Source organism: Streptomyces sp. NPDC008121 (genome assembly GCF_042957155.1).
Taxonomy (GTDB): domain Bacteria; phylum Actinomycetota; class Actinomycetes; order Streptomycetales; family Streptomycetaceae; genus Streptomyces.
On sequence record NZ_JBIBHT010000008.1, the window covers coordinates 98,928 to 121,980 of the forward strand.

Below are 23,053 nucleotides of genomic sequence, written 5' to 3' on the forward strand. Positions count from 1 at the left end.
GGGGTTTTATTCTCACCCACCCGGTGGGGGGGGGCGCCCCCCGCCCGCCGGGCGGCCGCCCCCCCCCCGGCCGCCCCCCCGGCCCCCGCCGCCGGGCCCACTTCTCCGTTCCTGCCAGGAGAGGCCGTCGACCGGACCCGACAGCAGGGCGGCGGCGGCGGAGTCGCCGGTCCTACGCCGGCTTCGGCTCCACCACCCAGGCGCCTTTGCGCATCACGCCCACGAGCTCGAACTCCCCGTCCAGGACGACGAGGTCCGCGTCCTTGCCGGTCTCCAGGGAGCCGACCCTGTCGTCGACGCCGAGCAGCCGGGCCGGGTTGACGGAGACGGCGCGGACGACGGACTCGACCGGCAGCCGGTCGACGGTCACCGCCCGCTTGAACGCGCGGTCCAGGGTGAGGGTCGAACCGGCGATGGAGTCGCCCTCGACCAGCCGGGCCACGCTGTCCTTCACCTCGACCTCCAGCGTGCCGAGCATGTAGCGGCCGTCCCCGAAGCCGGCCGCGTCCATCGCGTCCGTGATGAACGCGACCCGGTCCCGGCCCGCGTGACGGAACGCCAACTCCAGGGCGGCCGGGTGCAGGTGCGTCCCGTCGTTGATCAGCTCGACCGTGATCCGCTCGTCCTCCAGGAGCGCGGCGATCGGCCCCGGCGCGCGGTGGCCGAGGGCCGGCATCGCGTTGTAGAGGTGCGTCGCGACGGTGGCGCCCGCGTCGATCGCCTCGACGGTCTGCTCGTACGTGGCGTCCGTGTGGCCGATGGCGGCGATCACACCGTGCTCCGCGAGCAGGCGTACGGAGTCGAGGCCGCCGGGGAGTTCCGTGGCGAGCGTGACCATCTTGGCCTGGCCGCGCCCCGCGTCGATCAGCTTGCGGACCTCGGCCGGGTCGGGATAGCGCAGCAGCGTCTCGTCGTGGGCGCCCTTGCGGCACGGGGAGATGAACGGGCCCTCGAAGTGGAGACCGGCGATCTCGCCCTGTTCGGCCAGTTCGGAGAGGAGGCCCGCGCGGCGGGCGAGGAAGTCCATGTCGCCGGTGACGAAGGACGCGACGACGGTGGTCGCGCCGTGCAGGCGGTGGGTGTGGACGCCCCTGAGGACGTCCTCGACCGTGCCCGCGGTGAAGGAGGCGCCGCCGCCGCCGTGGTTGTGCATGTCGACGAAGCCCGGGACGATCCAGTGGCCGGAGAGGTCGACCGCGGGGGCCTCGCCGGGGCCCGCGTCCTGGGAGGCGCCCCCGGGGGCACCCACCGCCGCGAGGCGGCGGCCCTCGACGACCACGCGTCCGTTCTCGACGATTCCGGTCGGCAGCACGACGCGCGCGCCGGCGAGAACTGTGCGATCGGCCATCAGGCGGATACCTCCGAGTCGGACTCGTTGTCGGTGCGGGTGTCGTGGGAGAGCAGGTCCCAGGCGAGGAGGCCCGCGCCCAGGCATCCGGCGGTGTCCCCGAGGGCCGCCGGGACGATGGCGGGCAGTTTCTGGAAGGTGACCCGTTCCTCCACCGCGGCCCTGAGGGGTGTGAACAAGGTTTCCCCGGCCTCGGCCAGACCGCCACCGATGATGAGCGTGCGGGGGTCCAGCAGGGTGAGTGCGGTGACCAGGCCGTCGGCGAGCGCGTCGACCGCCTCCTGCCACACCCGTACGGCCTTCGGGTCGCCGGACTCGACGGCCTTCGCGCAGTCGGCGGCGTCCGCGTCGGGGTCGCCGGAGGCCTCGGCCCAGGCGAGGGAGACGGCGGAGGCGGAGGCGTACCGCTCCAGGCAGCCGCGCTGGCCGCACCCGCAGTCGGTGCCGCCGGGGCGGACGACGATGTGGCCGATCTCGCCGGCGTAGCCGTGGGCGCCGGCCTCGATCGCGTCGCCGATGCCGATGGCGCCGGCGATGCCGGTGCCGAGGGGCACGAAGAGGAAGCGGTCGGCTCCGTTGCCCGCCCCGATGCGGCCCTCGGCGAGGCCGCCGGTGCGGACGTCGTGGCCGAGGGCGACGGGGATGCCGTCGAGGCGCTCGCTGAGCAAGGCGCGCATCGGGACGTCCCGCCAGCCGAGGTTGGCGGCGTAGACGGCGATGCCGCGGTCGGCGTCGACGATGCCGGGGACGGCGACTCCCGCGGCCGAGGCGGCCTCTCCGTACCGCTCGCGACCGAGGTCCCGCAGCTCGGCGGCGAACCCGAGGATCGTCTCGACGATCGCCTCGGGGCCGCGCTCGCGTCCGGTGGCGCGCCTGGCCTCGTGGAGCAGGGTGCCGTCCGCCCCGACGAGGGCGGCCTTCATGCCGGTGCCGCCCACATCCAGGGCGATGACGTGTCTCACGGGGGACAGTGTCGCGCGTGAACCACAGAAAGGTCTAGTCCACTGAGCGGGATTGTTGCGTGGGCATACAAATGATCGGGCGGGGCGGTCGGCCGTGGTGCGCCGGACCCCCGCCGTGCTCGCGGGTCCGGGAGGCCTGGCCCCGACGATGCCGAAGCGATACCCAAGTGGTGTAGACCTTATGCTTTCTTCCCTGTGAAAATCACAGCTCGACGACGAGCAGAGGGTGGGACAACGCTGTGCAGCGGCGACTCCTTGGACTGACCGCGACCATCGCCGCGCTGGGCCTGACCGTCGCGGTCTCGGGCTGCGGCCTCACCGGCGCGGAAGCCGGCGACGTCACCCTCACGGTGGTCGCCGCCGACTACGACCTCACCGGTGGTGACACCACCAAGAAGTACTGGGACGGCCTCGCCTCGGCCTACGAGTCCGAGCACCCCGGTGTGAAGATCGACGTCCGGATCGAGTCGTGGAACGACGTCGACCGGAAGGTCGCCGAGATGGTCAAGGCCGACCAGGCCCCCGACATCGCCCAGATCGGCGCCTACGCCGACTACGCCGCCGCCGACGAGCTGTACTCCGCCGACGAACTCCTCTCCATACCCGTCCAGGCCAACTTCCTCGCCCCGCTGACCGAGGCGGGCGAGCGGAAGGGCACGCAGTACGGGCTGCCGTTCGCCGCCTCCACCCGGCTGCTCTTCTTCAACGAGGAGCTCTTCGACAAGGCGGGCGTCACCAAGGCCCCGACGACCTGGGCCGAGCTCGCCGCCGCCGCCGGGAAGCTGGAGGACGACGGCGTCCCGTACCCCTTCGCCCTGCCGCTCGGCCCGGAGGAGGCGCAGGCCGAGACGATGATGTGGCTGCTCAGCGGCGGCGACGGATACACCGACGCCACCGACCGCTACAAGATCGACTCCGACGCGAACGTGGCGACCTTCGAGTGGCTGAGGAAGAACCTCGTCGCCAAGGGCCTCACCGGGCCCGTCGCCCCGGGGAAGCTGAACCGGAAGGACGCCTTCGCCGCGTTCTCGCGCGGCGAGGTCGGCATGCTCAACGGCCACCCCTCGCTGATGCAGGAGGCCGAGAAGCGGGGCGTGAAGGTCGGCAAGGTCGCGCTGCCCGGCGTCGACGGCAAGGCCAAGTCGGCCATGGGCGTCGCCGACTGGATCATGGGCTTCAAGCAGAACGGCCACCGCAAGGAGATCGGCGCCTTCCTGGACTTCGTCTTCAGCGACCCCAATGTGCTGAAGTTCGCCGGGGACAACGACCTGCTGCCGCCGACCGTCAGCGCCTACGCCACGATGGAGGCGGAGCCGGAGCACCAGAACCTGCGCGCCTTCCTGAAGGAGCTGCCGAACGCGCAGCTGCCGCCGGTCGGCAAGACCTCCTGGGCGCAGGTCAGCGACGACGTCAAGCGGAACATCGGCAAGGCCGTCGAGCCGGACGCGAAGGTGTCCGAGGTGCTCGGGAAGATCGCACGGGACGCGACGGCGGCCGAGAGCGCGGAATAAGTTGGGTCGTATGACCAACGATGTGAAGCCGGCGGGGCCGGACGAGCCCGCCGCCGGTACGGATGCCTCCGGTACGGATGCCTCCGGTACGGGCGGTGCGAGCGGCGGGGACGCCTCCGGTACAGACGCTTCCGGTGCGGAAGCCGACGGTACGGGCGGCTCCGGTACGGACGGCGGGCTGGGGGAGCGGGAGCGGGCCGTGCTCGCCGTCGAGCGGCGCTCCTGGCCCGGCCCCGGCGCCAAGGAGCGGGCCGTCCGCGAGCGGCTCGGCCTCTCGCCCACCCGCTACTACCAGCTCCTCAACGCCCTCCTCGACGACCCGCGCGCCCTCGCGCACGACCCGGTGACCGTCAACCGGCTGCGCCGGGTCCGTGCCGAGAAGGAGCAGCGCCGCTGAGGCTCCGTCGGTAGGGTCGTCCTATGGTCAGTCTTCCGCATCCGACCACGTCCGCCGGCCGCGACGGCCTGGCCGCGCTCCTCGCGCGGCCCGAGCGCGCCGTCGTCGCCCTCGACTTCGACGGGACGCTCGCCGAGATCGTCCCCGACCCCGAACAGGCGCGCGCCCACCCCGGCGCCGTCGCCGCCCTGGCCGCCCTGGCGCCCCGGATCGCCTCCGTCGTGGTGGTGACCGGACGGCCCGCGGGGGTGGCGGTACGGTACGGCGGCTTCGCCGGCGTCCCCGGCCTCGAACGCCTCGTCGTCCTCGGCCACTACGGCGCCGAACGCTGGGACGCCGTGAGCGGCACGGTCGTGGCCGCCGAACCGCACCCCGGCGTGGCCGCCGTCCGCGCCGAACTCCCCGGCTTCCTGGACCGGGTCGGCGCCTGGCCGGGCACCTGGATCGAGGAGAAGGGCCGCGCGGTCGCCGTCCACACGCGCCGCGCAACCGACCCACAGGGCGCCTTCGAGGCGCTCAAGGGCCCCCTCGGCGACCTCGCGACCCACCACGGCCTCGTCCTCGAACCCGGCCGCATGGTCCTGGAACTGCGCCCGCCGGGCATGGACAAGGGCGTGGCGCTGGCCGAGTACGTACGGGAGTCGGGCGCCGGGTCCGTCCTCTACGCGGGCGACGACCTGGGCGACCTGCCGGCCTACGCGGCCGTGGAGAAGCTCCGCTCGAACGGCACCCCGGGCCTCCTGGTCTGCAGCGGCTCGACGGAGGTCACCGAACTCTCCGACCGCGCCGACCTCTCGGTCCCGGGCCCGGCGGCGGTCGTGGAGTTCCTGACCACCCTGGCGAAGGCGGTCCAGGAGACCGACTGACAGGCCCCCCGCCCCGCACGCCGAGGGCGCCCCGGAACCATCCGGGGCGCCCTCGGCGTACCGCCGCGGTGACGCGGTCGGGTGGTCGGCCCGGCCGGGGCCCTCCAGGCTCGGCCGGGCGGTCTGTGGGAGGTCAGCGGACCTCGCGCAGCGCCTCCAGCTGCTCCAGGAACCAGCGCTGCGGGGGCAGCGCCGTCGCCGCGGCCGCCAGGCGCTTGGAGCGCTCGGCGCGCTCGGCGGCCGGCATCGTCAGGGCCTCGTGCAGTGCCCGTGCCGTGCCCGTCACGTCGTACGGGTTCACCGTGACCGCGTCCTCGCCCAGCTCCTCGAACGCCCCCGCCTCCCGCGACAGGACCAGCGCGCAGCCCTCGTCCGAGACGACCGGGACCTCCTTGGCGACCAGGTTCATGCCGTCCCGGATGGGGTTGACCAGCGCCACGTCCGCCAGGCGGTACGCGGCGAGCGAGCGCGCGAAGTCGTCGTTCACGTGCAGCAGGACCGGGGTCCAGTCCTCCGTGCCGTACTCCGCGTTGATCTCCTCCGCGACCCGCGACACCTCCGCCGTGTAGTCGCGGTAGACCACCAGGTCCTGGCGCGAGGGGTAGGCGAAGGCCACGTGCACCACCCGGCCGCGCCACTCCGGACGCTCCTCCAGCAGGGCCCGGTAGGCGAGGAGGCCCCGCACGATGTTCTTCGACAGCTCCGTCCGGTCCACCCGGACGATCGCCTTCCGGTCCGGCCCGCCGATCTGCTCCCGCAGCGCGGCCAGCCGCTCCTCCACGTCCGGCCGCCGCGACCGCTCCCGCAGGAAGTCCGCGTCGGCGCCGAGGCCGTGCACCCCCAGCTCCGTGCCGCCCGTGCCGCCCACCAGGGCCGTACAGCAGGCGTCGAAGGCGTCCGCCCAGCGCCGGGTCAGGAAGCCGAGCCGGTCCGCGCCGAGCATGCCGCGCAGCACCTGCTCGGCGATGTCGTCGGGCAGCATCCGGAAGTACTCCGGCGGGGCCCACGGGGTGTGCGAGAAGTGTCCGATCCGCAGATCGGGCCGCGCCTCGCGGAGCATGCCCGGGACGAGCGTCAGGTGGTAGTCCTGCACGAGGACCAGGGCGCCCGGGTCCGCCTCGGCCGCGAGGGCCTCCGCGAAGGCGCGGTTGTACGTCTCGTACGACGCCCAGCGGCGGCGGAACTCCGCGTCGAAGACCGGCTCCACGGGCGTCTGGTACAGCATGTGGTGGACGAACCACAGCACCGAGTTCGCGATGCCGTTGTACGCGTCGGCGTGCACGTCCGCGTCGATGTCGAGCATCCGCACGCCCGGCTCGGAGACCCCCCGCCGGACCGCCTGCCGGTCGCCGTCGCCGAGCGCCGCGCACACCCACACACTGTCCTCGGAGGAGACGGCGCTCAGCCCGGAGACCAGCCCGCCACCGCCCCGGCGGGCGTCGAGAGAGCCGTCCTCCGCCACGGCGTACGAGACCGGACCACGGTTGGAAGCCACCAGCACAGAAGCCATGTGGCGAACCTAGCCCGTCCCGTAAACGCTCAAACGTGCGTATACGAACGACGGCGCTCAGTCGCCACGCCGGCCACGCGAGTCCTGCGGGCCCCGCGCGCCGGGAGCGCCGTGCACGGCCCGTGCGGCGCGCAGCGCCGCCGTCGCCACCACACCCGTCGCGGTGAGCGCCAGGGCGAGGCCGCCGAGCAGCCACAGCCGCTCGGTGCGGTGGTCGCCGGCCCGCGCCGTCGAGACGCCGGGGCCGTGCGGCACGGGGACAGGACGCCGCGCCTCCGGCGACGGCAGCCCGGGCGGCCGGGCAGCCTCCCGCACCTGCGCCTCGGCCCCCACCAGCGCCTCGGCCCGCACCTGCGCCTCGGCCCGCACCAGCGCCTCGGCCCGATCCGGCACTTCTGCACGTCCCGGCACTACGGCCCGATCCGGCACCTCCGCACGCCCCGGCGTTTCGGCACGATCCAGCACCTCGGCCGCCGGGACCGGTTCCGGCGCCGCGCCGGAGCCGTGGACGGCCGTGGCGGCCGGGGCGGCCGCCACGAGCGGCAGCGAGCCGGCGAGGAGCCCCGCGGCCCCGAGCAGCGCTCCCTTGCGATGGGTGAACCTCATAGAACGGAAATGTATGCAAAAAGCATCATCATTCGAGGATGCGCCACGCGCCGGAAGGGCCCCGGACACGCCCCGGCCGACACGCCTTAGGCCACCCGGCGGTGCGCGTACTCCGCGATCTCGCGCATCGGAGGCCGCTCCTCGGTGTCCACCGCGTACGTCCGCGGTGTGAAGCCCCCGCCGCCCGCCGTCTCGTCCCGCTCGAACTGGGTCAGCCGGGGCCGCACCAGGTGGCCGCGCGAGAGCCGCAGCTGCGCGGTCCGGTAGATCGCCGCCGCCATCCGCCCCAGCGCCTGGCCGTCCTGGTGCCGGTGCTTGCGGACGCCCACGTCGACCTGGGCGAGCGCGTCCAGGCCCACCGTGTGCAGCGCGTCGACGAGGAGGCCCAGCTCGACTCCGTACCCGACGGGGAACGGCAGCCGCTCCAGGAGCGAGCGGCGGGCCGCGTACTCGCCGCCCAGGGGCTGGACGAAACCGGCCAGCTGCGGCCAGTGCAGATTGAGCAGCGGCCGGGCCACCAGCTCCGTCACCCGGCCGCCCTGGCCGGGCTCGCCGCCCAGCGGGCGGTCGTACATCGCCTTGACGAGGTCGACGCCGGGGTCGGTGAGGAGGGGGCCGACGATCCCGGAGACGAAGTCGGCGGAGAAGTCCCGCAGGTCCGCGTCGACGAAGCAGACGACGTCACCGCGGGTCACCATCAGGGAGCGCCACAGGACCTCGCCCTTGCCGGGCACGGCGGGTATCCGCGGCAGGATCGCGTCCCGCGCCACGACCCGGGCCCCGGCCGCCGACGCGACCTCGGCCGTACGGTCACCGGAACCGGAGTCGATCACCACCAGCTCGTCGACGAGCGGGACCTCGTCCGACATCAGCTCGCGGCGGATCGTGGACACGATCGCGCCGACCGTCGCCTCCTCGTCGAGCGCGGGCAGCACGACGCTGACGGTGGTCCCCCGCTTGGCCGCGAGGATCCGGTCGAGCGGCCGCTCGGCGACGGACCAGGACCGCCGGGCCAGCCAGCGCTCCACTTCATCCAGCAACGTGATCTCCATCTCGCGGGTCGGACGACCATCTCAAGCGTCCATGCCTTCGGTTACAGTCTTGAACAACGCGGATCCCCGACGCATGTCGGGGTGCCACCCGCGTTCTACAACCGAATACCGCTCATCCAGAGGGGCAGAGGGAAACGGCCCGTTGAAGCCCCGGCAACCCTCCAGTCGGTCAGTACGCTCGCCAGCGCGAGGTCCCCGGCTAGGGAAGGTGCCAAATCCGTCTCATGGCGAAATTCGCCATGGGAAAGATGAGGAGAAAGGGCCTCCCTCCATGGCTGTACAGACTGTCGCGAACACCCAGAACTCGGTCGACCTCGGTCCCGCTTCCGGGCTTTCCTGTCGCGAATGCGGCGAAGTCTTCGCCCTCGGTCCGATCTTCGCCTGCGAGCTCTGTTTCGGCCCGCTCGAGGTCGCGTACGACCTCCCCACCGGCGACCCCGAGGCGCTCCGCAAGCGGATCGAGGCCGGCCCCGCCAACATCTGGCGCTACGCCCCGCTGCTGCCGGTCCCCGCCGACGTCGCCGACAAGCCGAACCTGAACCCGGGCTGGACCAAGCTCGTCCAGGCCGACAACCTCGCCCGCGAGCTGGGCGTCGAGCCGGGCAGGCTCTTCGTCAAGGACGACTCCGGCAACCCGACGCACTCCTTCAAGGACCGCGTCGTCGCCCAGGCCCTCGAAGCCGCCCGCGCCTTCGGCTTCACCACCCTCTCCTGCTCCTCCACCGGCAACCTCGCCGGCGCCGTGGGCGCCGCCGCCGCCCGCGCCGGCTTCCGCTCCTGCGTGTTCATCCCGCACGACCTGGAGCAGGGCAAGGTCGTCATGGCCGCCGTCTACGGCGGCGAGCTCGTCGGCATCGAGGGCAACTACGACGACGTCAACCGCTTCTGCTCCGAGCTCATCGGCGACCCGCTCGGCGAGGGCTGGGGCTTCGTCAACGTCAACCTGCGCCCGTACTACGGCGAGGGCTCGAAGACGCTCGCGTACGAGATCTGCGAGCAGCTCGGCTGGGTCCTGCCCGACCAGCTGGTGATCCCGATCGCCTCCGGCTCCCAGCTCACCAAGATCGACAAGGGTCTGCAGGAGCTGATCAAGCTCGGTCTCGTCGAGGACAAGCCGTACAAGATCTTCGGCGCCCAGGCCGAGGGCTGCTCCCCGGTCTCGACGGCCTTCAAGGCCGGCCACGACGTCGTACGGCCCCAGAAGCCGAACACCATCGCCAAGTCCCTGGCGATCGGCAACCCGGCCGACGGCCCCTACGTCCTGGACATCGCCCGGCGCACCGGCGGCGCGGTGGAGGACGTCGACGACGAGCAGGTCGTCGAGGCCATCAAGCTCCTCGCCCGGACCGAGGGCATCTTCGCCGAGACCGCGGGCGGCGTCACCGTCGGCGTGACGAAGAAGCTCGTCGAGGCCGGCCTGCTGGACCCGAGCCTGACGACCGTCGTCCTGAACACCGGCGACGGCCTGAAGACCCTGGACGCGGTGGCCGAGACCTCGCAGGCGACCGCCACCATCCGCCCCAGCCTGGACGCGTTCCGCGACGCCGGCCTGGCCCACTGACCACCCCCGTCACGGAAGGCAGCAACTCCATGAGCGTCAAGGTCCGCATCCCCACCATCCTCCGTACCTACACGGGCGGTCAGGCCGAGGTCCCGGCGGAGGGCGCGACCCTCTCCGAGGTCATCGCCGACCTGGAGAAGAACCACACCGGCATCGCCGCCCGCGTCCTGGACGACCAGGGCAAGCTGCGCCGCTTCGTCAACGTCTACGTCAACGACGACGACGTCCGCTTCGAGCAGGGTCTCGAGACGGCGACGCCCGACGGCGCCGGCGTCTCCATCATCCCGGCCGTCGCCGGCGGCTGCTGAGGCTCCGCATTACCCCGCGTAACCGAATTGCCCTCTCCGCTCCAGAAGCGGAGGGGGCAATTCTGCATGGTTGAGCGGGGTAGAGTTGGGGAAGCCCCCTCCGCTGCCTGTGCCGGACGCATATGAGAATGCGCCCGCACCCGACAAGATGCAGCCAATGTGTTCGAGTGTTGTGTACCTTCTGCGCACTTTGACGGGCCCGACTTGCCCCGTAAATCAGTGAATGCTCCTGAATTCTCCTTTCCGGCGTGCCCAGAATTCTCGTCCGATTGACCTGTTGCAGAGGGCAGTTGGGCAGATACATTCAGCCGCGGTCGACGCGTTCCGGCGCAGGGTCTGACCCGGGGCCGCGAAGTGCGGTCCCGCGCAAGGGCCAGTAATAGGGGAGTTAGGCATGGCTCAGGGCACCGTCAAGTGGTTCAACGCGGAGAAGGGCTACGGCTTCATCGCGGTCGACGGTGGTGCGGATGTTTTCGTCCACTACAGCGCGATCCAGATGGACGGTTACCGCACCCTTGAAGAAGGTCAGCGAGTCGAGTTCGAGATCTCGCAGGGCCAGAAGGGTCCGCAGGCGGACATGGTCAAGCTCGCCGTCTGAGCACGGCGCGAATCGGCCACCACGCACGCACTCATCGCGTTCTCGCGCCGAGGGGTCCGCATCCTGACCGGGATGCGGACCCCTCGTGCGTGTGCCGACACGTTCGCCCGTCGGGTTCCGATCACCGAGAGGCGCTTGCACTCGCATGGGTCGAGTGCTAATCATTGGCGTTAGCACTCTGAAGGTGAGAGTGCTTACGAGGATCGGGCAGACGAGGTCCGTGGCCAGGTGGGGCAAGGAACCGCCGAAGCCGCAGGCCGTCCGTCGCGGGCGTCGGCGCGGTCCTGGAGCGTTATCCACCCCATGTCCGGGAGGACCACTTCACATGGCCAAGATCATCGCGTTCGACGAGGAGGCACGGCGCGGTCTCGAGCGCGGGATGAACCAGCTCGCCGACGCCGTCAAGGTCACCCTTGGCCCCAAGGGCCGGAACGTCGTCCTCGAGAAGAAGTGGGGCGCCCCCACGATCACCAACGATGGTGTGTCCATCGCCAAGGAGATCGAGCTCGAGGACCCGTACGAGAAGATCGGCGCCGAGCTGGTCAAGGAAGTCGCCAAGAAGACGGACGACGTCGCCGGTGACGGTACGACCACCGCGACCGTCCTCGCCCAGGCGCTCGTCCGCGAGGGCCTGCGCAACGTCGCGGCCGGCGCCAACCCGATGGCCCTCAAGCGCGGCATCGAGAAGGCCGTCGAGGCCGTCTCCGGCGCCCTGCTCGAGCAGGCGAAGGATGTCGAGACCAAGGAGCAGATCGCTTCCACGGCCTCCATCTCCGCCGCCGACACCCAGATCGGCGAGCTCATCGCCGAGGCGATGGACAAGGTCGGCAAGGAAGGCGTCATCACCGTCGAGGAGTCCCAGACCTTCGGTCTGGAGCTGGAGCTCACCGAGGGTATGCGCTTCGACAAGGGCTACATCTCGGCGTACTTCGCCACCGACATGGAGCGTATGGAGGCGTCCCTGGACGACCCGTACATCCTGATCGTCAACTCCAAGATCTCCTCCGTGAAGGACCTGCTCCCGCTCCTGGAGAAGGTCATGCAGTCGGGCAAGCCGCTGCTGATCATCGCCGAGGACGTCGAGGGCGAGGCCCTGTCCACGCTGGTCGTCAACAAGATCCGCGGCACCTTCAAGTCCGTCGCCGTCAAGGCCCCGGGCTTCGGCGACCGCCGCAAGGCCATGCTGAACGACATCGCCATCCTCACGGGCGGCACCGTCGTCTCCGAGGAGGTCGGTCTCAAGCTGGAGAACGCCGGCCTGGACCTGCTCGGCCGCGCCCGCAAGGTCGTCATCACCAAGGACGAGACCACGATCGTCGACGGTTCGGGCGAGAGCGACCAGGTCGCCGGTCGCGTGAACCAGATCCGCGCCGAGATCGAGAACTCCGACTCGGACTACGACCGTGAGAAGCTCCAGGAGCGCCTCGCGAAGCTGGCCGGCGGCGTGGCCGTCATCAAGGCCGGTGCCGCGACCGAGGTCGAGCTCAAGGAGCGCAAGCACCGCATCGAGGACGCCGTTCGCAACGCGAAGGCGGCCGTCGAGGAGGGCATCGTCGCCGGTGGTGGCGTGGCCCTGCTCCAGGCCTCCTCGGTCTTCGAGAAGCTCGAGGGCGACCTCACGGGCGACGAGGCCACGGGCGCCGCGATCGTGAAGCTGGCCCTCGAGGCCCCGCTGAAGCAGATCGCCATCAACGCCGGCCTCGAGGGTGGCGTCGTGGCGGAGAAGGTCCGCAACCTGCCCGTCGGCCACGGCCTCAACGCCGCGACCAACGAGTACGTCGACCTCATCGCCGAGGGCATCATCGACCCGGCGAAGGTCACGCGCTCCGCGCTGCAGAACGCGGCCTCCATCGCCGCGCTGTTCCTGACCACCGAGGCCGTCATCGCCGACAAGCCGGAGAAGGCCTCCGCGGCCGCTCCGGGCGGCATGCCGGGCGGTGACATGGACTTCTGATCCTCCCGGATCGGCTGTTCACCGAGGGCGGTACCCCAGCAGGGGTGCCGCCCTCGGGCGTTCCCGGGCCGCCGCGGTCCTCGGGCACGACGGCGGCGGTACGGCGGGGGGTACGGGGGCGGGGGCGGTTCGGGCCGGAGGCGGCCGCCCGGCCTGGGGTGCCGCGGCCGGGCGTTCGGGGTGATGCTGGGGAGAGGACCCCTCACGGCGGGAGCGGACCATGATCACGTTGTTGACGACCCCGACGGACCGCGAGCTGGTCATCACCGGGACCTTCGAGGCCCCGCCCGAACGGGTCTGGGAGGCCTGGACGCGGCCGGAGCACGTGCGCCGGTGGTACGGCGTGGCGGCGCTCACCACGACCGTCTGCGACATCGACCTCCGGGTCGGCGGGGCGTGGCGCTGGGGACAGGAGTCCCCCGACGGGCAGGAGATCGTCTTCTCGGGGGAGTACGAGGAGATCGTCCCGAACGAGCGGCTCGTCTACACCGAGACCTTCGAGCTGATGCCGGGCCCGCCCGTGCACGTCACCCTGGCCTTCGACGCGACGCCGACCGGGGGCACGGCCCTGACGAGCACATCGGTCTGGCCGTCGAAGGAGATCCGGGACCAGGCCCTCGCGACGGGGATGGAGGCGGGGGTCAAGGAGGAGTACGACCGGCTGGCGGAGTACCTCGGCACGATGTGACGCCGCACGGCGACGGCTCCCGACTGATGACTGACCGGCGACGGTTGACGGCTGACGGCTGACCGGCTGGGACCGGCGACGGCTTCCGGCTGACGGCTGACCGGCTGGGACCGCGACGGCTTCCGGCTGACGGCTGACCGGCTGGGACCGGCGACGGCTTCCGGTTGACGGCTGACCGGTGACCGCACGGCGATTCGCGGTTCGTGGCTCCGGGCTCCCCACTCCGGGCTCCCGGCTCCCGGATCACGCCGACGCGGCGCCCCGCCGGCCCCGGAGCGCGAACGCCGACCACAGGACCGCGACCGCCAGGGCCGCTACGGCCATCGCCGTCAGGGCGCCCGCCTCCGGACGCCAGCCGAGGGAGACGCGGGTACCCAGGAAGGCCAGTCCGACGACGATCCGCCCGGTGGCGTAGACGGGGACCCGTGCGGCCGTGGCGCGCAGCACGGCCGCCGAGGCCACCGCCGTCAGGAACCACACGCCCAGGTACGCCCAGACCGGCCCCGGGGCGGCGGGCGGCAGCCCGTACTCCTCCGGACCGAGCCGGAACAGGGAGCCCGACCACCCCAGGCCCACCCCCAGGGCGGCGACGCCCGCCGCCCAGCAGGCGTGGCGCCACAACGGGCCCTCGGCCACATGCTCTTCGGTGGCGGGTTCGTCCGGATCGAGGAAGGCGTTCACGCCTTCAGGGACGTGAGCGGGCGGCCGCGCGTTGCCTCGGCGGGCGGAAATTCAGTCGGCTGCGGCGGCGGCTTCCGACGGGGGGAAACCCCACCCTCCACCCTCCCGGCTGCCGGATGGGACGGTGAGCCGCCGTCAACCAGGCTCTACGCATGACGACTTGGACGCGCAACACCCTCGTGCTCGCCCTCTCCGCCGCCGCCGTGGCCGCCTCCCTCACCGGGGCGCGGGCCGCGCAGCCCGGTGGTGGGCTCGACTGGACGCCCTGTGGGCCCGACGGGCTCGGGCAGGAGTGCGCCACCCTCTCCGTGCCGCTGGACTACGCCGATCCCGGTGGGCGCCGGACGTCGATCGCCGTGTCCCGGATCCTGAGCGACCGGCCGGACGAGCGGCGCGGGACGCTGGTCGTGATCCCCGGCGGCCCCGGCAGTTCCGGAGTGGGCAGGCTGACGGCGAAGGGTGCGGCCCTGCGGGGGGAGTTGGGCGGGACGTACGACCTGGTGGCGATGGACCCGCGCGGGGTGGGCGGCAGTGAGAGGGCGAGCTGCGGCCTCGACGAGGACGACCGCCGACTGGTGAACCTGCGGCCGTGGCCGGCCGCCGACGGGGGGATCGCCGCGAACGTCGCGCGTTCCCGGCGTACCGCGGAGGCCTGCGCACGCGTCGGCGGCGAGGTCCTCGCGAACATGACGACGGCGAACCAGGCGAGGGACCTGGACCGCTTCCGCCAGGCGCTCGGGGAGGAGAAGCTCTCCGCCTGGGGAGTCTCCTACGGGACGTACGTGGGCGCGGTGTACGCGCAGAGGTTCCCGGGGCGCACCGACCGCTGGGTCCTGGACAGCAGCAGCGACCCCGACCCCCGGCGGGTGGCCCGGGGCTGGCTCGCGTTCATGTCGCAGGGTGCCGACGACCGGTTCCCCGACTTCGCCGTCTGGGCGTCGCACCCGGACCGGGCGGCCCAGGGCCTCCGGCTCGCGGAACGCGCCGAGGACGTGCGGCCGATGGTCCTGGCGCTCGCGGACCGGCTCGACCGGGAGCCCAAGGAGTCGACGAAGCCCGGCGTGCCGCTGACCGGCACGATGCTGCGGCAGGCCCTGCAGTCCGCGCTCTACGCCGACGCCGCCTTCCCCGGGTTCGCCCGGCTGGTGCGGGACGCCCGGGACCCGGGCCGTACCCCGGCGCCGACGCCCGACCTCACCGAGGCGCTGTCCCAGGAGGATGCGGCGATCATGATCGGCGTCGTGTGCAACGACGTCGCGTGGCCGCGCTCGATCCCCGCCCACCGGCGCGCCGTTGCGGCCGACCGCGCCCGCCACCCGCTCACGGCGGGCTTTCCCGTGAACATCACGCCTTGCTCCTTCTGGAAGGCCCCGGCTGAGAAGCCGGCCCGGATCACCGACCGGGGCCCGTCGAACATCCTGATGATCCAGAGCCTGCGCGACCCGTCGACCCCGTACGCCGCCGGCCTGCGGATGCGGGCGGCCCTCGGCGAACGGGCCAGGCTGGTCACCGTGGACCAGGGCGGGCACGGGATGTACCTGGGGAACGGCAACGCGTGCGGGGACCGGGCGGTGACGGAGTTCCTCAGGTCGGGCGAACGGCCCGCGCGGGACACGTACTGCGCGAACCGGCCGGGCTGACGGGCGCCGCAGCCGTACGGGTCAGACCTTCGCCGGTTCCGAGGGCTCGGAGGGCTCGGAGGGCTCCGACGACCCTGACGGCCCCGACGGTCCGGGCGCGGCCGACGGCCTCGGGCTGCCGGAGGCGACCACTCCGGCGGCGTCCGTGTCCACGGCGAACTCCTCCAGGAGCGCCTGGCTGAAGCCCCAGAAGTACGTCGCCACGAAGCCCACCACATAGCCGACCAGCAGCCCGCCCGCGTAGATCGCGATCGTCTCGCCCAGGCCCTTGTCCCCGTCGAGGAGCGGGAAGAGGGCCCAGCCGGAGGGGCCGATGGCCGTGGAGCCGACCTCGGCGCCCAGCATGTTGAAGAGCCCGACGAAGCCGCCGCCGAACGCGCCGCCGACGCAGGCCGTGACGAACGGGCGGCCCAGCGGCAGGGAGACGCCGTAGATGAGCGGCTCGCCCACGCCGAGGAAGCCCGCCGGGAGCGCCGACTTGATCGTGCGGCGCAGGGAGCCGTTGCGGGGGAGCTTGACGTACACGGCCATCGCCGCGCCCGCCTGGCCCGCGCCCGCCATCGCGAGGATCGGGAGGAGGACCGTGTAGCCCTGCTGCTCGATCAGCGTGGTGTGGATCGGGATCAGCGCCTGGTGCAGGCCCAGCATCACCAGCGGGAGGAAGAGCCCGCCGAGGACGAACCCGGCCCCGGCGCCCGCGTGGGCGAGCAGCCAGTCGGCGAAGTCGCCGATCGCGGTCGAGATCTCCCCGGCCACGAACATCAGGCCATAGAGGGTGGCGAGGCCGGAGACGAGGACCGTGAGGGTGGGCGTGACCAGCACGTCCAGTGCCTCCGGCACCCAGCGGCGGCACCATTTCTCGACGTACACGGCGAGCACCGCCGCACCCAGCGCGCCCAGGACGCCGCCCTGTCCGGGCGACAGCGTTTGGCCGAACGCGTCGATCTTCGCGACGCCGGGGAAGACGATGATGGCCGCGACCGCGCCGCCGAGGATCGGCGTACCGCCGAACTCCTTCGCCGTGTTGAAGCCGACGAAGACCGCGATCAGCGCCATGAAGCCACTCGCCATCGCCGCGAGCGCGGGTGTGACGGCGGGGAGCAGGCCGAGGTTCACCAGCAGGCCGTTGAGGCCGGCGATGATGCCGCAGCCGATGAGGGCGGGGATCAGCGGGACGAAGATGTTCGCGATCCGGCGGAGGAAAAGCTTGAAGGGGGTGGCGTTGCGCTCCTTCTGCGCCGCCTTGATCGCCGCGCCCTGCGCCGCGAGGCCGTCCGCCGTGCCGGCCGGGGCGGCGCCTCCGCCCTCCATGGTGGCGGGGGCGGGCGCGTCGGAGACCGGGCCCGCCTCGGCGACCAACGCCTCGAACACGGGTGTCACCCGCGCCACCGTGCCGGGCCCGAGGACGATCTGGTACGTGTCGTCCTCCACCACGCCCAGGACGGACGGCAGCGCCCGCAGGGCCTGGTCCTGGACGAGGGAGCGGTCCCGCAGACCGAGCCGCAGCCGGGTCATGCAGTGGGCGACGGAGTCGATGTTCCGTGCGCCGCCGACGAGGGGGAGGATCGCGGCGGCGATGGCGCGGTTCTTGTCGTCAGTGCTCATGGGCCGTGCCTTGCTGTGGGGGGAGTGGGGAGGGGAAGGGGAGGGCGGTGCGGAGAGGGGCCGTGCGTCAGCGGGGAGGGAGCGGGGGCGTGCGTCAGCGGGCGGAGAGGGCCGCGCGCAGATGGCCGGCGGAGTCCGTGAGGCGGCGGGCGGCGGAGGGGGCGTCGATGTCGGCGAGGATCATCAGGATCGCCGTCTTCACCTCGCCGTCCGCGGCGGTGAGCGCGGTCTCGATCTGCTCGTCGGGCGCGCCGGTGGCGAGGGCGACGATCCGCCGCGACCTGGCCCGCAGCTTCTCGTTGGAGGCGCGGACGTCGACCATGAGGTTTCCGTACGTCTTGCCGAGCCGGATCATCGTGATCGTCGAGATCATGTTGAGGACCAGCTTCTGGGCGGTGCCGGCCTTCAACCGTGTCGAGCCGGTGAGGAGTTCGGGCCCGGTGACGACCTCGATGCCGTGTTCGGCGGCGGCCGCCAGCTCGCTGTCGGCGTTGCAGGACAGCCCGATGGTCAGCGCGCCGGCCGCGCGGGCGTGGGCGACCGCGCCGATGGCGTAGGGGGTGCGGCCGGAGGCGGAGACGCCGACCACGGTGTCGCGGGCGGTGAGGCCGAGGGCGTCGAGGTCCTCGGCGGCCAGCTCGCGGGAGTCCTCCGCGCCCTCCACGGCCTTCACCATCGCCGAGGGGCCGCCCGCGATCAGTCCGACGACCTCGGCGGGGTCGGTGTTGAAGGTCGGCGGGCACTCGCTGGCGTCGAGGACGCCCAGCCGGCCCGCGGTCCCCGCTCCGGCGTAGATCAGCCGGCCGCCGTCGGCCATGCGGGCGGCGGTGGCGTCGATGGCGTCGGCGATCCGCGGCAGCTGCGCGGCGACCGCGAGGGGGACGGTCTGGTCCTCCTGGTTCATCAGCGCGGCGATCTCGGCGGTGGGGAGCCGGTCGATCTCCGACAGCTCGGGGCGGAACGCCTCGGTGGCGAGGGTGGCGAGTTGGGCGCGCAGTTCGGAGTACGTAGAGGACACGTGCGGGCTCTTTCGGTGCGTCGTCGTCGTTGACGATCAGCGGGTGCGGGGTGTGGATGGTTCAGCGGGGTGCGGGGTGCGGGGCCGGGGTGGGTCAGCGGGTGCGGGGGGAGTGGCGGTGGGCGAGGGCTTCGTACGAGGCCGCGAGCGCCGGTGCCGCCGTCTCGTAGGTCCGCTGGGTGACGCAGGTGAACAGGCAGTCCACGACGAGGAGCTGGCTCGTACGCGAGGACATGGCGGCGGGGCGCAGTTCGCTCTCGCGGGCGGTGGAGGTCGTGAGTATGTGGTCGGCGTACTGCGTGACGGGCCCGTCCGGGCGGCCGGTGATCGCGACGGTGGTGGCGCCGTGGTCGAAGGCGACGCGGAGGGGTTCGATGACGTCGCCGGTGGAACCGGAGTGGGTGATCGCGAGGGCGACGTCGCCCGAGCGCAGCTGCACGGCGTTGGTGACGGCGAGGTGCGGGTCGCTGTGCGCGTGGGCGAGCAGGCCGATCCGGAGGAGCTTCTGGCCGAGGTCCTGGGCGACGAGGCCGGAGGCGCCGACGCCGTAGATGTCGATGCGGCGGGCGGTGGCGAGGGCGGCGACGGCCGCGCCGAGCTGGACGGTGTCGAGTCCGGCCGCGGTGTCCGCGAGCGTCTGCTGCTCGTCGTAGGCGAGCTTGGCGACGACGTCCGCCACCGGATCGTCGACCGTGATGTCGGCGGTGACGGAGGGCGCGCGTCCGGACTGCTGCTGGGCGGCGAGGCCGGCGAGGGCGAGCCGCAGGTCGCGGTAGCCGGGGTAGCCGAGGAGCCGGGCGGTGCGCACGACGGTGGCCTCGCTGGTGCCGGTGAGCTCGGCGAGGCCGGTGACCGTGAGGGCGGCGCAGCCGGCCGGGTCGCCGGCGACGGCCTCGGCGACCCGCTGCATGGAGCGGGTCATGGACGGCGCGAGGGTCCGCACCTTGGCCGCGAGAGCGGCGGGCGCGGGCGGGGCGTTGCCGGGCGCGGGCGCTGTCCCGGAGCCGCCGCTGAAAATTTCCTTCACGTCATTGGTCACCTCTGAAAGATATTTTCGGTCCGGGGGAGCGTCAAGACCCTGCTCGGTCCGGATGCGGAGGACCTTCGCCGTCGGGGCGTGTGGGGTGACAATGAGTCCATGGACGACATCGACCGCCTGGAGCAGGCGCTGCACACGGCCCGCGCCCTGATTCTCGCCGATCTGGCGGCACGTGAGGTCGCCGCGGCGGAGGTGGTCTCGATGGTCGAGGACGCGGTGACCCACCGGCGGTGGTGGGTGGAGCAGTGGCCCGAGGGCATCACGTACGTCGCCGGGCTCGTCGCCCAGGACGTGCAGGACGCGATCCTGGAGCGGCACGGCCGCTGGCCGATCTGCCCGGTCTGCTCCTCGGGCGACCCGCACGCCCTGGACGTGGAGCCGGAGCTGGGGCCGGACCCGCACTGGGTCTGCGGCAAGGCGGGCGTGGTCGTGGCCCCGGTCGGCGGACTGACGTGAGCGGCGGCCCCGGCGGAACGACGGCGGCCACGATCACCCGCGTCCGCGTCCGCGCCCGTGCGGCGGGGGCCGGGGCCCTCGGCGTGCCGGCTCCGTCGGCGGGTGGCTGAGGTGGCCCTCTACATCGACCCGCCGACCTGGCCTGGCCACGGCCGTATGTGGTCGCACCTCGTCAGCGACGTCTCGCATGACGAGCTGCACGCCTTCGCCGCCTCGATCGGCGCCCCGCCCCGCGCCTTCGAGCGCGACCACTACGACATCCCGTCGGACCGGTACGCCGAGGCGGTGGCGGCGGGCGCCATCGAGGTCGGTTCCAAGGAACTCGTCCGCCGGATCACGGAGGCGGGCCTGCGCCGGCCGAAGGGCCGGCCGGCGCCGGGGGAGGACCTCCCGCGTTACGACGTGTAGTAACCGGCCACGTCGGCGAGGAGGTCGACCGACCCCGCCCGGTTGTAGAAGGCGACCTTTCCGTTGACGACGGGCACGACCACCAGGTTGGGGATCGTCTGGCCCGCGGTGAAGTTGAGGTTCGACGCGCTGGTACGGGTCGTCCCGTCCGGGTACACCGACACGAAGCTCGCCGAGGTCGGGCCGGTGGCCGTGACGTTGAGGACGACGGCGGTGACCCCCGCGGCCGGGATGCCGGGCTTCCCCGCGACCTGGAGGCTCACCGTGCCGCCGGGCCCGACCTTGGCGGCGGGGACGCCGAGCCCGGCGCGGGTGTCCATCAGCCGGGTGGGCGTGACCGCCTTGTACGTGGATCCGGTGCCGTCGGTGGTGTAGTAACCGGCGACGTCGGCCAGCAGGTCCACGGAGCCGGAGTGGTTGTAGAAGCTCACCTTGCCGTTCACGACGGGGACGACCACCAGGTTGGGGATCGTCTTCCCGGCCGTGAAGTTGAGGTTGGACGCGCTCGTGCGGGCGGTGCCGTTCGGGTACACGGAGACGAAGCTCGTCGCCGTAGGGCCGGTGGCCGTGACGTTGAGGACGACGGCGGTGACCCCGGCCGCCGGGATGCCGGAGATCCCCGCGACCTGGAGCGTCACCGTACCGGCCGGGCCGATCCTGGCCTTGGGGACGCCGAGGCCGGCGCGGGTGTCCATCAGCCGGGTGGGCGTGACCGGCCGGTACGTGGAGCCGGTCCCGTCGGTGGTGTAGTAGCCCGCCACGTCCGCGAGGAGGTCGACCGACCCGGCGCGGTTGTAGAAGCTGACCCTGCCGTTCACCACCGGTACGACGACCAGGTTGGGGATGGTCTGGCCGGCCGTGAAGTTGAGGTTCGATGCGCTGGTGCGGGTGGTGCCGTCGGGGTGGACGGAGACGAAGCCGGCGGAGGTGGGGCCGGTGGCCGTGACGTTGAGGACCACGGCGGTGACGCCGGCGGCCGGGATGCCGGCCTTGCCCGTCACCTGGAGGGTGACGGTGGCACCCGGGCCGACCTTGCCCTGGGGGACGCCGAGGCCGCTGCGGGTGTCCATCAGCCGGGTCGGGGTGACCGGCTTGTAGGTGCCGTGCCCGGTGGCGGCCGGTGTCACCGTCAGCGAGCCGCGCGCGTACTCCTTGCCGTACGCCAGGACGCCGAGGGACCAGGTCCCGGCCGGTGCCGTGCGCAGGTCGACCGTCGCCTTCAGGGTCCGCGCGTCCTCGGAGACCGAGACGGTGGTGGCCGTCAGCGGTGCCGGGCCGCCGGTCAGCTTGACCGTGTTGCCCATGCTAAGCGCGGTTCCCTGCACGGTGAGGGTCGCGACCGTACCGCTCGGGACGGTGCCGGGGGTGACCGTGCCGACGGTCGGGTTCTCGGTGCCGCAGGGTGCGTCGACGCAGGTGAGGGCGGCGCGGTAGGCGGTCCGGTCGGTGCCGTCCGGCAGGGAGAGGACGAAGAGGGTCTGGCCGTCGGCCGTGTACTCCGACACGTGGTTGCGCTGCTGGCCTTGACTGCCGTACAGCGTGTGCCGCGCGGGAGACGTCCCGCCGTCGGTGGCCGTGACGCGGGCCGTGAAGCGGTCTCCGGCCACGGTGGGCACCACGACGCACGCCGCGGTGCGCTCCTCCGACAGGGCGCCGGTCACCGGCCCCCAGCCGGCGGCGAAGGCCCCGGCCCGGGGGCACTCGGGAGCCAGACCCGCGGACGAGAAGGTCCGCCAGGCGTCGAGGCGGTACGACTCGGGAAGGGACCAGCCCTCCGGTGCCTGGGTGACGACCTGGTAGCCGGTGGAGCCGGTGGCCACACACGCCTGGGTCTCGAACCAGCACGTGACGCGGCCCTCGGCGTTCATGACAAGGGTGTGGGTGCTGTTCTCCTCGTCGCGCACGTCGATGGAGAGACGGTCCGTCGCGGCGTTCGTCGTGACGCGGTGGCAGCGCAGCGTGCCGTTCTCCCCCGAGGCGGCCTGGACGGCCGGGGCCCCGATGGCGGTCGCTGAGGAGCCGGCGCAGCCCTCCGCCGTGGCGCTCACGTCGCGGTGGACGACGGTGTGTGTGGCGGGCGCGTCCTGGCCTTCCAGCAGCAGGGTGTACGCCTTGCCCGGGTCGAGCGAGCAGCTGCTGAGGACATCGGTGCGGAGCTGCTGGCCCGGCGTCGGGTGTGTGTAGCACTCCGCGCCGTTGCCGTCGGTGTCGATCAGCCGCATCACGTAGTCCGGGAAGAGGTCCCGGTCGTCCGGGAAGGCGTACCGGAACCGGAACAGCTCGGCGGTGGCGTGGGCGTCCGCCGGGATGGTCAGGCAGTGCGAGAACACACCGTCGCCGGTGGCCATCCGTACAGCGGCGGAGTCGTCGGCGAAGGTGCCGGCAGGCAGCACCTGGCAACCGGGCTGGGGGGCGTCCGTACGGACAAAGTGGACGCCGTACGCGCCGGTCTCCGCGGCGTCGACGGCACGGACCTGGGCGCGGAACGGCGCGGTGCCGGTCAGGGCGCACGATCCGGACGAGAGCGCGCTCTCCGTGCACTGGGCGGTGCCGTTGGCGTCGACGACCTGGACCGCGGTACGGACGCCGGCGCCGCCGCGGGAGGTCAGGGCCGCGAGGCGGGCGCCCTGTGGGCTGGGCAGCTCCAGGCAGAGGGCCTGTCCGGCTGTGGTGAACTCGCCCGCGTGCCGGCCCTCGGCGACGGGCACGCACTCTTCGGCCGCCGGCCGCGCGGAGGCGGTCCCGGCCGGCAGGAGAAACGTCCCGAGGACGGCGAGCAGAGAGACGATGACGGCGGAAACGGGGCGTCTCGCGGACGCCGATGCCCTTGGCATGAACCCCCCCA

General features: G+C 72.6%; 21 protein-coding genes and 1 riboswitch. Of the genes, 11 read left to right on the forward strand and 10 right to left on the reverse strand.

Annotated features, from left to right (window positions below; all coding sequences use genetic code 11):
* Positions 1-172: 172 nt before the first annotated feature.
* Positions 173-1,348, reverse strand: coding sequence for an N-acetylglucosamine-6-phosphate deacetylase (gene nagA / locus ACFZBD_RS25500; protein ID WP_391143595.1), 1,176 nt, complete (start codon positions 1,346-1,348; stop codon positions 173-175).
* A complete protein-coding gene (locus ACFZBD_RS25505; RefSeq protein ID WP_391143598.1) occupies positions 1,348-2,310 on the reverse strand; it encodes an ROK family protein in 963 nt (320 codons plus the stop codon). The genes nagA and ACFZBD_RS25505 overlap by 1 nt, the downstream gene beginning before the upstream one ends.
* Before the next feature lie 239 nt (positions 2,311-2,549).
* Here ACFZBD_RS25505 and ACFZBD_RS25510 point away from each other — a divergent pair, with 239 nt between their 5' ends.
* The 3 genes from ACFZBD_RS25510 (at position 2,550) to otsB (ending at position 5,084) form a co-directional block, all read left to right on the forward strand.
* Positions 2,550-3,821, forward strand: a complete 1,272-nt coding sequence (locus ACFZBD_RS25510; protein ID WP_391143600.1) for an extracellular solute-binding protein — start codon at positions 2,550-2,552, stop codon at positions 3,819-3,821.
* Positions 3,822-3,999: 178 nt separating this feature from the next.
* The gene (locus tag ACFZBD_RS25515; RefSeq protein WP_391144362.1) at positions 4,000-4,218 is read left to right on the forward strand and encodes a DUF3263 domain-containing protein; all 219 of its coding nucleotides are present in this window, start codon (positions 4,000-4,002) and stop codon (positions 4,216-4,218) included.
* A 23-nt stretch (positions 4,219-4,241) separates the two neighbouring features.
* Positions 4,242-5,084 carry a trehalose-phosphatase gene (otsB, locus tag ACFZBD_RS25520; RefSeq protein ID WP_391143602.1) on the forward strand — a complete coding sequence of 281 codons (843 nt, stop codon included), beginning with the start codon at positions 4,242-4,244 and terminating at the stop codon, positions 5,082-5,084.
* A gap of 133 nt (positions 5,085-5,217) precedes the next feature.
* On the opposite strand, the gene ACFZBD_RS25525 is transcribed toward otsB, so the two are convergent.
* From ACFZBD_RS25525 to ACFZBD_RS25535, 3 genes are all read right to left on the reverse strand, one after another.
* Positions 5,218-6,594: a trehalose-6-phosphate synthase gene (locus ACFZBD_RS25525; RefSeq protein ID WP_391143605.1), complete on the reverse strand. Its 1,377-nt coding sequence runs from the start codon at positions 6,592-6,594 to the stop codon at positions 5,218-5,220.
* Positions 6,595-6,651: 57 nt separating this feature from the next.
* A complete protein-coding gene (locus ACFZBD_RS25530) occupies positions 6,652-7,200 on the reverse strand; it encodes a hypothetical protein (protein ID WP_391143607.1) in 549 nt (182 codons plus the stop codon).
* Between the two features lie 86 nt (positions 7,201-7,286).
* Positions 7,287-8,240: a glucosyl-3-phosphoglycerate synthase gene (locus ACFZBD_RS25535; RefSeq protein ID WP_391143610.1), complete on the reverse strand. Its 954-nt coding sequence runs from the start codon at positions 8,238-8,240 to the stop codon at positions 7,287-7,289.
* A gap of 121 nt (positions 8,241-8,361) precedes the next feature.
* Positions 8,362-8,507: riboswitch (SAM riboswitch) on the forward strand.
* 16 nt (positions 8,508-8,523) lie between these two features.
* On the opposite strand from ACFZBD_RS25535, the gene thrC reads away from it, so the two are divergent.
* The 5 genes from thrC to ACFZBD_RS25560 all read left to right on the forward strand — a co-directional run bounded on the left by thrC (position 8,524) and on the right by ACFZBD_RS25560 (position 13,361).
* Positions 8,524-9,813, forward strand: a complete 1,290-nt coding sequence (gene thrC / locus ACFZBD_RS25540) for a threonine synthase (RefSeq protein WP_391143613.1) — start codon at positions 8,524-8,526, stop codon at positions 9,811-9,813.
* Positions 9,814-9,842: 29 nt separating this feature from the next.
* Positions 9,843-10,121, forward strand: coding sequence for a MoaD/ThiS family protein (locus ACFZBD_RS25545; RefSeq protein ID WP_361857748.1), 279 nt, complete (start codon positions 9,843-9,845; stop codon positions 10,119-10,121).
* 394 nt (positions 10,122-10,515) lie between these two features.
* Complete coding sequence (locus tag ACFZBD_RS25550; protein ID WP_005315736.1) at positions 10,516-10,719, forward strand: cold-shock protein; 204 nt, start codon at positions 10,516-10,518, stop codon at positions 10,717-10,719.
* Positions 10,720-11,044: 325 nt separating this feature from the next.
* Complete coding sequence (groL, locus tag ACFZBD_RS25555) at positions 11,045-12,673, forward strand: chaperonin GroEL (protein ID WP_391143616.1); 1,629 nt, start codon at positions 11,045-11,047, stop codon at positions 12,671-12,673.
* 220 nt (positions 12,674-12,893) lie between these two features.
* Positions 12,894-13,361: an SRPBCC domain-containing protein gene (locus tag ACFZBD_RS25560; RefSeq protein WP_391143618.1), complete on the forward strand. Its 468-nt coding sequence runs from the start codon at positions 12,894-12,896 to the stop codon at positions 13,359-13,361.
* 243 nt (positions 13,362-13,604) lie between these two features.
* Here ACFZBD_RS25560 and ACFZBD_RS25565 read toward each other — a convergent pair whose 3' ends face one another.
* Positions 13,605-14,042 (reverse strand): hypothetical protein, encoded by a 438-nt coding sequence (locus ACFZBD_RS25565; RefSeq protein ID WP_391143621.1) that lies wholly within the window; start codon positions 14,040-14,042, stop codon positions 13,605-13,607.
* Positions 14,043-14,194: 152 nt separating this feature from the next.
* Here ACFZBD_RS25565 and ACFZBD_RS25570 point away from each other — a divergent pair, with 152 nt between their 5' ends.
* Entirely contained in the window at positions 14,195-15,682 is a 1,488-nt protein-coding gene (locus tag ACFZBD_RS25570) for an alpha/beta fold hydrolase (protein WP_391143623.1), read from the forward strand.
* 21 nt (positions 15,683-15,703) lie between these two features.
* On the opposite strand, the gene ACFZBD_RS25575 is transcribed toward ACFZBD_RS25570, so the two are convergent.
* From ACFZBD_RS25575 to ACFZBD_RS25585, 3 genes are all read right to left on the reverse strand, one after another.
* Positions 15,704-17,287, reverse strand: a complete 1,584-nt coding sequence (locus ACFZBD_RS25575) for a PTS transporter subunit EIIC (RefSeq protein ID WP_391143626.1) — start codon at positions 17,285-17,287, stop codon at positions 15,704-15,706.
* A gap of 94 nt (positions 17,288-17,381) precedes the next feature.
* Positions 17,382-18,305: an N-acetylmuramic acid 6-phosphate etherase gene (gene murQ / locus ACFZBD_RS25580; protein WP_391143628.1), complete on the reverse strand. Its 924-nt coding sequence runs from the start codon at positions 18,303-18,305 to the stop codon at positions 17,382-17,384.
* A gap of 94 nt (positions 18,306-18,399) precedes the next feature.
* A complete protein-coding gene (locus ACFZBD_RS25585) occupies positions 18,400-19,344 on the reverse strand; it encodes an SIS domain-containing protein (protein WP_391143631.1) in 945 nt (314 codons plus the stop codon).
* A 99-nt stretch (positions 19,345-19,443) separates the two neighbouring features.
* On the opposite strand from ACFZBD_RS25585, the gene ACFZBD_RS25590 reads away from it, so the two are divergent.
* Together ACFZBD_RS25590 and ACFZBD_RS25595 are read left to right on the forward strand one after the other, a co-directional pair.
* The gene (locus ACFZBD_RS25590) at positions 19,444-19,800 is read left to right on the forward strand and encodes a hypothetical protein (RefSeq protein ID WP_391143633.1); all 357 of its coding nucleotides are present in this window, start codon (positions 19,444-19,446) and stop codon (positions 19,798-19,800) included.
* A gap of 111 nt (positions 19,801-19,911) precedes the next feature.
* Positions 19,912-20,208: a DUF4031 domain-containing protein gene (locus ACFZBD_RS25595; protein WP_391144363.1), complete on the forward strand. Its 297-nt coding sequence runs from the start codon at positions 19,912-19,914 to the stop codon at positions 20,206-20,208.
* On the opposite strand, the gene ACFZBD_RS25600 is transcribed toward ACFZBD_RS25595, so the two are convergent.
* On the reverse strand, positions 20,196-23,042 hold the full coding sequence (locus ACFZBD_RS25600) for a hypothetical protein (RefSeq protein WP_391143635.1): 2,847 nt from the start codon (positions 23,040-23,042) through the stop codon (positions 20,196-20,198). The genes ACFZBD_RS25595 and ACFZBD_RS25600 overlap by 13 nt on opposite strands.
* Positions 23,043-23,053: the final 11 nt, after the last annotated feature.

Excerpts from the sequence above, each read along its gene's own strand:
- thrC (WP_391143613.1), top strand. The coding sequence starts at position 8,524 with ATGGCTGTACAGACTGTCGCGAACACCCAGAACTCGGTCGACCTCGGT.
- ACFZBD_RS25525 (WP_391143605.1), bottom strand. The coding sequence starts at position 6,594 with ATGGCTTCTGTGCTGGTGGCTTCCAACCGTGGTCCGGTCTCGTACGCC.
- ACFZBD_RS25545 (WP_361857748.1), top strand. The coding sequence starts at position 9,843 with ATGAGCGTCAAGGTCCGCATCCCCACCATCCTCCGTACCTACACGGGC.
- ACFZBD_RS25560 (WP_391143618.1), top strand. The coding sequence starts at position 12,894 with ATGATCACGTTGTTGACGACCCCGACGGACCGCGAGCTGGTCATCACC.
- ACFZBD_RS25590 (WP_391143633.1), top strand. The coding sequence starts at position 19,444 with ATGGACGACATCGACCGCCTGGAGCAGGCGCTGCACACGGCCCGCGCC.
- otsB (WP_391143602.1), top strand. The coding sequence starts at position 4,242 with ATGGTCAGTCTTCCGCATCCGACCACGTCCGCCGGCCGCGACGGCCTG.
- ACFZBD_RS25575 (WP_391143626.1), bottom strand. The coding sequence starts at position 17,287 with ATGAGCACTGACGACAAGAACCGCGCCATCGCCGCCGCGATCCTCCCC.
- ACFZBD_RS25570 (WP_391143623.1), top strand. The coding sequence starts at position 14,195 with ATGACGACTTGGACGCGCAACACCCTCGTGCTCGCCCTCTCCGCCGCC.
- ACFZBD_RS25550 (WP_005315736.1), top strand. The coding sequence starts at position 10,516 with ATGGCTCAGGGCACCGTCAAGTGGTTCAACGCGGAGAAGGGCTACGGC.
- ACFZBD_RS25600 (WP_391143635.1), bottom strand. The coding sequence starts at position 23,042 with ATGCCAAGGGCATCGGCGTCCGCGAGACGCCCCGTTTCCGCCGTCATC.
- nagA (WP_391143595.1), bottom strand. The coding sequence starts at position 1,348 with ATGGCCGATCGCACAGTTCTCGCCGGCGCGCGCGTCGTGCTGCCGACC.
- groL (WP_391143616.1), top strand. The coding sequence starts at position 11,045 with ATGGCCAAGATCATCGCGTTCGACGAGGAGGCACGGCGCGGTCTCGAG.
- ACFZBD_RS25530 (WP_391143607.1), bottom strand. The coding sequence starts at position 7,200 with ATGAGGTTCACCCATCGCAAGGGAGCGCTGCTCGGGGCCGCGGGGCTC.